The organism is Yersinia sp. LJYL362, from assembly GCF_048323875.1.
Window position 1 is genome coordinate 1 of the sequence record NZ_JBLWEX010000151.1, and the last position, 12,034, is coordinate 12,034.

Sequence of the window (12,034 nt, forward strand, 5' to 3'; positions counted from 1 at the left end):
CCCTTTGACATGTTCCTCATACCCCGCTATTATTCGCCCCGTTCACACGATTCCTCTGTAGTTCAGTCGGTAGAACGGCGGACTGTTAATCCGTATGTCACTGGTTCGAGTCCAGTCAGAGGAGCCATATTAGAGAAACCCGCTTAGGCAACTAAGCGGTTTTTTTGCTTTGTTTTGCTACCACGTTTGCTGTCACTTTTACCGTGATAGCAAGATCCTTAAAGCATCATTAATTCATTTTTTCCCCATTTTGACGAAGCATTATCAAATCAGAGACTATCTCTCTGATATTTATGCTGGAATAAATTCAGCAATGTGCCCTGGAACTTTCCTACATAAGGCATCGAAAAGTCTTATATATTTACATTTAGAGTGATAACTTTACTATTCCTGTGTTTTTTACTGAGTCAAACAATTGCATTTCAATAAAAAAAATCCTAATTCGTTTATAATCAATTCTCTAAACAGAAGAATGTCTATAGGATGAATTGGACTACGCAACAAAGGCGATCAGTAAGAATCTTTTCTTGATAATCTATAATTAGAGATTAAAATCACCGAAATAGTACCTTACATAATTATTACTTTGGGCATCGGCAGTAGCGGTTCTTGTTTATCTCGTCTTGGGTAATCATTTGAAGTCGATCGGTGCGAGCGAGGAGCAGTGAATTAACTCTGCGAATCCCAAGATATAACGGTTTACGGAGATAACATGACTAAATCAGTGATGATAGTTGATGACCACCCGGCAATTCGTGTTGCCATTCGTGCATTGCTTTCACAAAGCAACGAATTTTCAACTATTTACGAATCAGTTGATGGCAGTGAAGCCCTGGAAACATTAAAAAATAATACGGTTGACCTGGTTATTATCGATATTGAACTGCCAAACTTTGATGGTTTTTCATTGCTGAAAAAACTGCAACAACGTGGTTTTACCGGTAAATCGTTATTTTTGTCAGCTAAGAATGAGCAAGTTTTTGCTGTGCGGGCATTACAGGCTGGAGCCAACGGTTTCATTAGTAAAAATAAAGATATTAGCGAAATTCTATTTGCCGCACAGAACGTATTACGCGGGTATTCTTTCTTTCCATCTGAAACCTTGACCCAATTAGCCGGGCAGCCTTCAAGCCATGATCCCGTCAATCGGGCTCGTTTGTTGTCAGAGCGAGAAATTAATGTTTTACGTTATCTGGTCAATGGTTTGTCAAATAAACAGATTGCCGACGAGATGTTTATCAGTAACAAAACTGTCAGTACCTATAAAACGCGCATCCTGACTAAATTAGGACTGAGTTCTGTAATTGAACTGGCAGATTATGCGCATACCCATAATTTGGTCTAGTTCAGCCAGGTCTGATTTACCGCGTACTGTATTATCTCTACGTCGTTGGTTTCCTTTACGCATTTTACTGTGTTGCCTGGTGTTACTGAGCGGGCAACTTCATGCTGCCCTGATGACGAGTCGTCAGGGGTGTGATACCGGTCAGCCGTTGACCATACACAGTATTGCAAACAGTTACAGTGAAGACTTATTACTCCCTCCAGCGACTGATGCCCGCCAATCAAGCCGGCGTACGGTAAAAGTGGGCGTGGTTATTGATGCCAATACCCCGTTTGTTGTTAACCGCGATGATACTTCCATCGAAGGTATTGTCGCGGATTATCTAAAAATCATCAGTGACGCCAGCCAACTCTCTTTCCAGATGATTGGTTATTGCGATTACGGCTTAGTACTGAATGCACTGGAAAATGGTCAGGTCGATTTAATGGCAGGCACTCCAATGCCCGCTCAGCCAGGACTTATTGCTTCCCATGCCTTCTTCACTAACCGGCATGTTGAGGTTCGTAGTAAGAACTGGGATCCCACCAAACGCACCCATCCGGAAACAGTGGCTATCGTCAATAACGAACCGCTTTCACCGGAGTTTTTGTTTAATTATCATGCAGATAAAATCGTCGCCTATCCTAACCAGTTACAAGGGTTACTGGCCGTTGCCTATGGCAATGCCGATGTCTTTGTGGCCAATGCCACATCAGCCAACTATTTGATTGACCAATTACAGCTGCTGACACTGCAAATTCGTAACTTTGCCCCTTATCACCCAGCCCCTTACACCTTCCTGGCGCTGGAAAAAAATCAAAAACTGATTGATTACATTAATCAGATTCTGGAATTGCTACCCAGCCGCGCTACCGGCGATATTCAACAACGTTGGTTTGGCAGCAAACATCATTATAATATTGATGCTAAATTACTGCTTACAGAACAAGAACTTAACTGGATTCAGCATCATCCAGAGGTGACCTACGCTGCGCCACTGGATTTGGCTCCATTAATATTCCGTGATCGCCAAACCGGTGAAATGGCCGGTTTCTCTATTGATCTCATCGACATTATTTCACGCCGAACCGGTATTAAATTTAAGCCGATTTATATTAAGGACAGCGGCGAAGGTGTGCGTGATTTTGCTGCCGGAAAGATAGATATGCTGCCGATTGTCGCGGTACGCAATGGCCAATACGGTAATAACCTTTACTCCTCGCCCGTCGCACAATCGTTGTGGGGTATTTTGACGCGAGAAGATCGTAACGATATCAACAACGTCGCGGACCTGGCGGGAAAACGCGTTGGGATACAAGCGGGTAGCACTTCCGGTGGTGTAATTAACAACACTCTTTTGGCACAAAAAATCACCTTTGTTGAAGCCCCCGATACCATGACGTTGGTACGCATGTTACAACAAGGGAAAGTCGATGCGATTATCAAAAATATGATGACCGCTAACTATCTGTCAGCACAGAACTTTACCCCCAATATTAAAACGGTTGCGGTCACCGGCGAAGAGCCGCTGATGATGGCATTTGCTATCAGCCCGAAGCTTCCTGAATTAAAAGCCATCGTAGATAAAGTCATTGAATCTATCCCACCGGAAGAACTGGACAATATCATCAGTGACTGGAGCACATTTAAACCTAAACCCATCAGTTTTGATGAAAGCCTACAAGACAACGAATGGCTGATGTTAACGCTGAAAATCAGTTCAGGCCTGCTATTAGTGTTCGGTTTATATCTGGGTTATCTGGTATTCAATAAACGCCGTCAGGCTGCGTTGTTACATGCTCGTTTGCTACAACAAGAATCGATTATTAATGCTCTGCCATTCGCGGTATTTATTCGTACTGCTGCTGGAGAACTGGCCGTTTATAACAGCTACTTTGCTGACGCGCATCAGGATAAGCTAAACGACCTGCTCAATCACAATAATGAGCCAGCCAATTGGCCAATGACCAGTCCATTGGATCGCGAAATAGATAAATATTGCCGCATGGTGTTAACCAACCGAAAACCGCAAATGGTGGACCTCTCTCTTGAGATCAACGGAGAGTTGCGTGATATCTTCCTGTGGATTATTCCGCTGGATAATGCTGAGCGCAGTCTACTCGGTGGCTGGCTGGATATCAGCCAACGGAAAACAGTTGAACGGCAACTGGAAGCCGCTCGCGTCGAAGCCGAAAGCGCCAACCGCACCAAGAGTACCTTCCTGGCGACCATTAGCCATGAGCTGCGCACCCCCATGTACGCCATTATGGGATTGTTGGAGCTGGAGATACGCAGTGAACAGCCGGTCAATAAAAACACATTAGTCACAGTTTCCAAGTCTGCTCAATCGCTGATGCTTTTGCTTGATGACATCATCGACTCTGCCAAAATCGAAGCCGGGCAACTGAGTGTTCACCCCGCCGTGGTCGATTTCCGTCAGGAAATAGAGCGAATGTTTACGATTTATCAACCCATCGCCGATGAACGTAATCTGCGGTTCTCTGGTTGGGTAGATAATCAAATCCCTGATTTAGTCATGGTAGATATGCTGCGGGTACGGCAAGTCATGGGTAATCTATTGGGCAACGCGCTGAAGTTTACCGAACAAGGTAGCGTGTCAGTGGATATCACCTGGGAAGCTATCGACGACAAACATGGGGTAATGAATATTGATATTACCGACACCGGTATTGGCATTTCTCCTGCGGCACAAGCCACATTATTCCAGCCATTCAGCCAGGCCAACGAGGGGAAATCACCGCGTTTCGGAGGTTCTGGTTTGGGGCTATGGATCTGCCATCAGCTGATTCATAAAATGGGTGGGGAAATTACCTTAGAAAGCCAACTCGGCAAAGGTACCAGCCTGTTTATTACATTACCGCTGGAAGTTGCCAGTGCCGATGATTTACCACAGGAATCAGCCATTGCCGTCGCAGATGAAGCGCAACTGAATCAGTTGAAAAATTTGCGCATTCTGGTGGTAGATGATTTACCGGCTAACCGTCAGTTACTTCAGCAACAGTTAGCCTTTATCGGTATCGAGCAAGTGATGAGTGCCGAGAATGGCGCTGAAGCCTGGCAGATATTGCAGCATTATAGTTTTGATGCCGTCATCACCGACTACAATATGCCGTTGATGAATGGCTATGAACTGGCGGCCCATATCCGTAATAGTGCCACGATGAAAGAGTTGGTCATCATTGGTTGCACCGCAGATGCGCGGGAAGAGAGTACCACCCGTTGCAGCGACGCCGGTATGAATGACTGTATGATTAAACCTGTCACTATCGATACACTGCGCACCACCCTGCTGCGTCAGGAAATTATTAGCAGTGATGCGAACATACCCTCTCATGCGTCTGTTGGTGATGTCACGGTACAAGATAGCGTGCCAAATATTGTTAACAATGAACCCGCTACGCCCCTTGTTGCCGCGCAGAATAAGCTAAAAAACCTCTCTGGAGGCAACAACGAAGTGGAGTTGCAGCTATTGCAATCATTGCTGGAGAGTAATGTGCAAGATACTGCGGCGTTAACACAACTGTATTCACGCTTCACCGTCGATGATGACAGCACTATGTCTACTGAAGTTTATAAAGAAATGGCCAGTCTGGTTCATCGAATTAAGGGCGGCGTACAATTGATTGATGCCCTGCCTCTGGTGGACAGCTGCATTAAACTCGAATCCCTGCTGCACGCACAGGATAAATATGCCGTTATTACCTATGGCGTTGACTACCTGGCACTATTGACTCAGACGAACCAATTATTAGTGGAATTAATAGCCTCATACGCTGAAATAGGTAGTTCGCCGCCCTAGAATTAAGGGATTAAATTAATGCTTTCATTGAAACTCGTCAGACGTTTTGACGAGTTTTTTATGAACTAATTATTCATACTTTATAACAGAAGTATCATTACACACCCAAAATAATGCGTAATACATTGTAATATACAGACTTTATAATTACTGCGAATTTAAGCAGGACAAGTTCCTACAGTTTTTGTAGGAAATTTCACATACAAAACAAAGACGCCTCTCATTCTGTCCCCTCTGTTTTCCCCTTACACTACCACCGGTCGCGAAACCAGATAGCCAATATAAATAACGGAAGATCATATTCAGCTAAATAATCGCTTATTTTGTTGAATGCTGAAGACTCCCGTTAATGAAAATATAAATTTAAGTGGGAATGACATGGGAAAAACACTAATGACGTTGGCGCTATTGACCCTACCGGGTATCGCGTTAGCGGCGACTTCAAATAACACAATCAAATTTCAGGGGGAAGTTGCTGAACAGACTTGCATGGTTGATATCAATGGCACAGCCAACACACCTGTTGTTCTGTTACCCACCGTCTCAACCAGTAACTTGAATCAAGTCAATGCTGTCGCTGGTAAAACCAATTTCACCATCAATCTCACTGGCTGCAATATCGCCATTCAAGACACCAAAATCAGCTCTGTTTTTCAGGGAATGAACGTCACATCTGCCGGTAATCTGGGCAATGTAGGAACAGCACAAAATGTTGCTATTCAGTTACTTGATGCGAATGGCGCTCCTATTCGTATGTCTGGTGGCAGCGTTTCAGTACCTGGAATTACGCTGGTCGCTGGTTCGACATCAGCATCACAAGATTTGGCAGCCCAATATATTACAGAAGAAGGTCGCGCCACCGCGGGGAGCGTTATTGCTTCCGCGCAATATGCGATCACCTATCCCTGACTATTCGTGAAATCCAAACTGTTTCATGAATATGTTGGCCAACCGGTAACGGAGCCGATGCAAACCAGCAAAACCAAGGACAAGTAAGCGCCATGACACTGACTGCCCACAACATTATCGCCTGCACATTATTACTGCTTAGCGGCGTACCCTTATGGACGCAAGCCAGTGTTGTCATGACAGGGACACGTATCATTTATCCTGAAGGTACTCGGGAGAAGGTGCTACAGCTCAGTAATAAAGATGACCACCCTAATTTGGTCCAATTATGGATGGATGATGGCAATAATCAGTCTTCGCCATCAAAAAGTGATGTCCCTTTCACATTGACTCCCCAAATATTCCGGATGGAAGCCAAAAGTGGCCAAGTGGTTCGCCTGTCCTATATTGAGCATAATTTACCCAAAGATCGTGAATCCGTTTTCTATCTGAATTTTTTACAAATTCCCGCCTTAAAAAAAGCCGATACACAGCCTGAAAACAAACTGGTTTTAATCGTTAATAATCGACTGAAAGTCTTTTATCGCCCTGCTGCATTAAAAGAAAACGTCGATACCTTGGGTGCAAAGGTCCGCGTCACTCTGGAGAGCACCAATGGTGACAAAATCAAGATACACAATCCTACGGCTTATTACATAAGCCTGCGTGATGCCAAACTGGTCAGTGACGGGAAAACCATCTCATTTGCTACCAACGAGATGTTTGCCCCTAACTCGACCACTGATTTGGCTTTACCCGCTGGGGTTAAAGCCAAAAAAGGCGAGCTGCTCACGTTGAACGTGGTCAATGATTATGGCACTAACATCCCTTGCGATTACCATTTGTAATGTTGTCGTGATGAGGATCGTGAATGTGCCGGGCTACAGGGAAAAAACGTGAGGTTTGCTCCCTGGTTATCCTACCTGCTAACACAGGGTCTGTTGGTCAGTCACTCTGTGTCAGCGGCAGATGAGAGTAAGCAAGACGAATATGTGTTTGAGGATGCGTTATTGCGCGGTTCATCACTCGGCTTAGGTGCCATTTCCCGCTTTAATAAGAAAGACAGTTATGAAGCAGGCAAATACCAAGTTGATCTCTATATGAACAACAAGTTTGTCGATCGTATCGAACTGATATTTATAACCAAAGATGATGCAGTTGTTCCCTGCTTATCAGCGTCACAACTGCTGCAAGCTGGCGTAAATGACAGTGTGCTGAAAAATGCCAATCAGGAAGATGACTGTCTGGATTTCAAAACCCTGTTGCCTGCCAGTGACTATCGTTTCGATTATGCCAAATTACGTTTTGATTTATCGATTCCACAACTGTATGTGAAGAATGTCCCACGTGGCTATGTTGACCCTCGCAATCTCACGGCGGGAGAAACCATTGGTTTTAGTAATTACAACTTAAACCAATATCATGTGGGTTATAACAAAGATGGGATTAAGCGCAGCACCGACTCGACCTATCTCAGCCTAAATAATGGCATCAATGCCGGGATGTGGCGTTTTCGTCAACAAGGCTCTTTGCGCTATGACCCAACCCGAGGGGCGAACTGGACATCTAACCGTTTATACAGCCAACGTGCCCTACCCAGTATTGGCAGTGAAGTTACTGTGGGTGAGACATTCAGTTCCGGCCAGTTTTTCTCCAGTCTGGGATTTAGCGGTATTGCGCTGAGCACCGATGACCGCATGCTGCCGGAGTCACAACGTGGTTATGCTCCTGTTATCCGGGGGATTGCCAGAACTAATGCTAAGGTAACGGTATATCAGAATAATCGGCCAATTTATCAAAGCACCGTTTCGCCAGGAGCATTTGAATTCAACGACTTAACCGCAACAAACTTTGGCGGTGACTTAACTGTTGAAATTCAAGAAGCCGATGGCACTCTCAGCACCTTCCAAGTGCCGTTCTCCTCGGTGCCTGAATCATTACGCCCCGGTTATTCACGCTATAGCTTCGCCGCAGGCCAGGTCCGTGATTTGAGCAGTCAAGAAATGTTCGGTGAGCTGACCTATCAACAGGGGGTGAGTAACGCTATTACGGCCAATAGCGGGATGCGCTTAGCCTCGGGATATCAGGCGGTGATGCTGGGCGGCGTTTTTACCCACTATATAGGTGCCTTGGGGCTGGATGCCACCTATTCCCATGCCAGCCTTCCGAGCGATACCCACTCATCAGAGAACAAATCGCAGAATGGCTGGATGGCACGGGCTTCTTTCAGTCGTACCTTTGAAACCACTAACACCACGTTATCAGTGGCGGGCTACCGTTATTCAACGGAAGGTTACCGTGATTTAAGTGATGTATTGGGTATACGGGCGGCCAGTAACGGTAAAGTATGGAGCTCAGGGACTTACCAACAGCGCAGCCGGGCTGAAATCTCCCTTAATCAGAATCTTAACAGTTACGGTTCACTGTATTTGACGGCATCCTCACAGGATTACCGCAATTCACGCGAGCGCGATACCCAGTTGCAATTGGGTTATGCCAATACGCTATGGCGTAATACCAGTTTTAACCTTGCTATTTCAAAACAAAAAACCGGCGGGGGCACCAACGAAACTTACTTTGTCGACCCCGGTAGCGGTATGCCGGCGGCGAACGGAGCTAACCTTCTCGCTACCAATGAAACCGTGGTGCAAATGTCCGTTTCATTCCCATTAGGTGGCAACCCTCAGGCCCCCTATGTCTCGGCCGGTGCTGTTAATAGTCGAATCAGTGGTGCCAGCTATCAGACTTCGCTGGCCGGTGTGATGGGCGACGATCAGTCAGCCAGCTACAGCATGGACTTCGCCCGCAGTGAACAATCCAAAGAAAATACCTTTAGTGGCAGCCTGCAAAAACGGCTGCCGGTCACCAGCCTGAGTGGCAGTGCTTCACTTAGCCCTGGTTACTGGCAAGGTTCTGCCAGCACCCGTGGGGCCATAGCTTTCCACCGCGGAGGCGTCACGCTGGGGCCGTACCTGAGCGATACCTTTGCGCTGATTGAGGCAAAAGGGGCCAGTGGGGCCAAAGTCATGTATGGGCAAGGGGCAAAAATCGACGGCTTCGGCTATGCCTTGGTTCCGACCCTGACGCCATATCGCTACAACACCATCACCCTCGATCCTGATGGTATGGATTTCAATACTGAACTTCAGGATGGGGAGCGCCAAATTGCCCCTTATGCCGGTTCAGCAGTCAAAGTCCGTTTTCGCACCCTCAACGGATACCCTCTCTTAATCTCGGTCAAACTTGCTGATGGCAGCCAAGTGCCGATGGGGGCGGTGGTTTACACCACAAGTGGCCCAGCCAACAAGCATGACGATAATAACCGCCAAGATAGGGAAGTTGGCATGGTTGGGCAAGCCAGTCAGGCATATTTGCGAGCTGAACAGGCCCGTGGAACGCTGCTGCTGGTATGGGGTGATGCCGAGAATGAGCGCTGCCAGCTAGATTACGATCTCGGCACGCCCAATAAAGATAAACAGCTGTATAAACTCGATGCCTTGTGTGTCGTTACCCAGCATTGAATCAGAGAAACAGTATGAATCCTATGACACGCCTTGCAACCTACCATGATCAAGGCAAACCTCTTTTCTCACATCGTTGGCGATGGTTTTTTTCACTCATATTATTGAGCCTCACCTCTCCCGGCTATGCCCAATGCGTTTGGAAAGGTGCGAATATCGGTGGTGATAACTACGGTGCTTCGTTGCAACTAGGCAATGTCAATATCACTAGTAATTACATTCAGCCCATCGATTCCATTTTGGCCTCCAGCATTATCAGCCTGGTCCCTGCCCGCTTCTGGTCAGATCCCGAGGCTGTCATCTATGAGTGTGATGTCGCCGATAAAGACAGCCTATTTGAAGTCTTTGCGACTAACGGCGACAGTAATGTTGGCGGCTATACCAATATGGGCGACAACTATTTTCAGACCTTTTTCCCTTATACCGCGTTAAAACTTATTCACGTCGATAGCGGTATTGAGTTCACCCGAATCTGGCAACAGGTTCCGTTGAAGAAATACGATGTGGTCGGTAATAAAATTCAGATTAAAGGCAAGCACTTCAGCCAAATCCGCGCCGAACTGAAAAAGGTCGGTACGGTGGATCGCACTCCCGGCCCTTCCAGTTGGGGCTGCCCGGGGCCTGCGGCAGAGAGTTACTCCGGCAGTTATACCTGCAATCAACCTAATGGATATGTGGTGTTCAAAGGCCCTGGGATGCCAGTACCAGAAACAGGATATGATTCAGCGACCAACTATCAGACATGGGGAACAGGTCGCTATATGGCGTTTGGTATGAATACCTCACCGGTATCTGTCCTGACGCGCAAAAACACCTGCGTCGTGCGCAACGTAACACCTTATGTGGTTTTCCCCATTATCACTGTAAATGAACTCAATGATAATCAGACACGTAGCGCGGATATTACCGTTGATATTGAATGCCAATCTGGTACCGAGTCAGGTATTAATAGTGGACAAACCGCGCTCGGTATCCAGACCTCATTACCCGGCTATCTGATTGCTCAAAGCTTAGGATTGGTCAATTCTGCGGGCGGTGTCAGTTACCTGCTTTCCGATCACTATGGCACAGACAAACGTATTGCCACCGGTGTGGGGATCAGCCTCAGTGACAGCAGCGGCAGAGCGATGAATTTTGTTGGCTGGGGGGGATGTGTCAGCAACTGTATTTCCACTACCAGTGCAGGTTGGTATCCGGTTCTCACCGGGGCTAATGCTAATGGCAGTAATGCTGCGGGTTTCAACAACTATTCACACCACTTCACTGCCACATTAAAAAAACTACCGAATGGCACGCCAACAGCCGGTAAAATTGATGCTACAGCCTATGTTTTGGTGAAAATACAATGAGATATCTCTGCCTGTTTTTATTGATGTTCAACATCAATCAAGCTGCTCACGCGGGCCTTGTTGCCAGTTCAACCCGGATGATTTATCAACCCGAGTCACGCGAGCGTACATTGATGCTGGCGAATACCAATGATTATCCAGTGGTCGTACAGACTTGGGTTGACAATGGCGACGTAGATAGCACACCGGACCAGGCGGAAGCGCCGTTTATGGTGTTACCAGCAGTTTTTAAAATGCAGTCTGGTGCCGCACAAGCGCTGCGTATTATTAATAAAGGTGACAATTTGCCCACCGACCGAGAGTCAGTTTATTGGCTTAATCTCTATGAAATTCCACCTAAAACACGGCGCAACGCCGATGCTCATGCTCAAGTCGCGATGGCAATGAACACGCAGATGAAAATTTTTTATCGACCCAATGGATTAGCACCTAAACCGGATGAAGCGATGAAAAAAGTCAGTTTTACTCTGCAAAAACAAAATAAAGAATATGTCCTCACCGTTCATAATCCTACGCCATATCATGTTTCATTCGGTCAGATGCAGCTCAGCAGCGCACAACAAAGCCATACCATCGCGCAACAGATGAACATGATGATCACCCCGTTTGCTACGCGACAGTATCAATTTGAACATCCCCCTACCTCGCTCAACGGAAAACTGACCTTGGAGTATGTTTATTTTGATGATGCCGGTAATCAAGTAAAAAACAGCCAGTTAGTTAAAGTGACAATGTAACATGCAATGATAAATCTGAATAAAAATCAGATAAAAATAGCGGAAAAGCAGACAAGTTTGCTGAAAAACAAGCCAATAAGCTTATTCTCTCAGCAAACGCACATTTTTAGTGTTTTTCTACTTTGACAAACGCCACCACCCTCGCTATTATTCGCCTCGTTCACACGATTCCTCTGTAGTTCAGTCGGTAGAACGGCGGACTGTTAATCCGTATGTCACTGGTTCGAGTCCAGTCAGAGGAGCCAAATTTAGAGAAACCCGCTTAGGAAACTAAGCGGGTTTTTTGCTTTTGTTTTTTTGATAAGTGGTTAAGAGCAGGCTTAGTGGCATGTTAAGTTCGGTTACCATTAACGACTTTAACCCGGCCCGTCACTCCCGGCAGCCAATAGTGGCAC

Annotated in this window: 7 protein-coding genes and 2 tRNA genes; all 9 read left to right on the plus strand. The window is 46.3% G+C overall.

The genetic code is table 11. From position 1 onward, the window contains the following. Nucleotides 1–51 precede the first annotated feature (51 nt). Nucleotides 52–127: transfer RNA gene (locus ACNSO8_RS07070), tRNA-Asn, on the plus strand. A gap of 585 nt (nt 128–712) precedes the next feature. Next, nucleotides 713–1,345: a response regulator transcription factor gene (locus ACNSO8_RS07075; RefSeq protein ID WP_019080917.1), complete on the plus strand. Its 633-nt coding sequence runs from the start codon at nt 713–715 to the stop codon at nt 1,343–1,345. A 79-nt stretch (nt 1,346–1,424) separates the two neighbouring features. Further along, complete coding sequence (locus ACNSO8_RS07080; protein ID WP_418394227.1) at nt 1,425–5,144, plus strand: ATP-binding protein; 3,720 nt, start codon at nt 1,425–1,427, stop codon at nt 5,142–5,144. 378 nt (nt 5,145–5,522) lie between these two features. Then, the gene (locus ACNSO8_RS07085) at nt 5,523–6,053 is read left to right on the plus strand and encodes a fimbrial protein (protein WP_005164580.1); all 531 of its coding nucleotides are present in this window, start codon (nt 5,523–5,525) and stop codon (nt 6,051–6,053) included. A 92-nt stretch (nt 6,054–6,145) separates the two neighbouring features. Beyond that, a complete protein-coding gene (locus ACNSO8_RS07090) occupies nt 6,146–6,880 on the plus strand; it encodes a molecular chaperone (protein WP_019082825.1) in 735 nt (244 codons plus the stop codon). Between the two features lie 48 nt (nt 6,881–6,928). Next, nucleotides 6,929–9,553, plus strand: coding sequence for a fimbria/pilus outer membrane usher protein (locus ACNSO8_RS07095; RefSeq protein WP_046051206.1), 2,625 nt, complete (start codon nt 6,929–6,931; stop codon nt 9,551–9,553). A 14-nt stretch (nt 9,554–9,567) separates the two neighbouring features. Then, nucleotides 9,568–10,902 (plus strand): fimbrial protein, encoded by a 1,335-nt coding sequence (locus tag ACNSO8_RS07100; RefSeq protein ID WP_019080920.1) that lies wholly within the window; start codon nt 9,568–9,570, stop codon nt 10,900–10,902. Beyond that, entirely contained in the window at nt 10,899–11,639 is a 741-nt protein-coding gene (locus ACNSO8_RS07105) for a molecular chaperone (protein WP_418394226.1), read from the plus strand. Before ACNSO8_RS07100 ends, ACNSO8_RS07105 begins: the two co-directional genes overlap by 4 nt. Nucleotides 11,640–11,808: 169 nt before the next feature. Next, nucleotides 11,809–11,884: transfer RNA gene (locus ACNSO8_RS07110), tRNA-Asn, on the plus strand. Nucleotides 11,885–12,034: the final 150 nt, after the last annotated feature.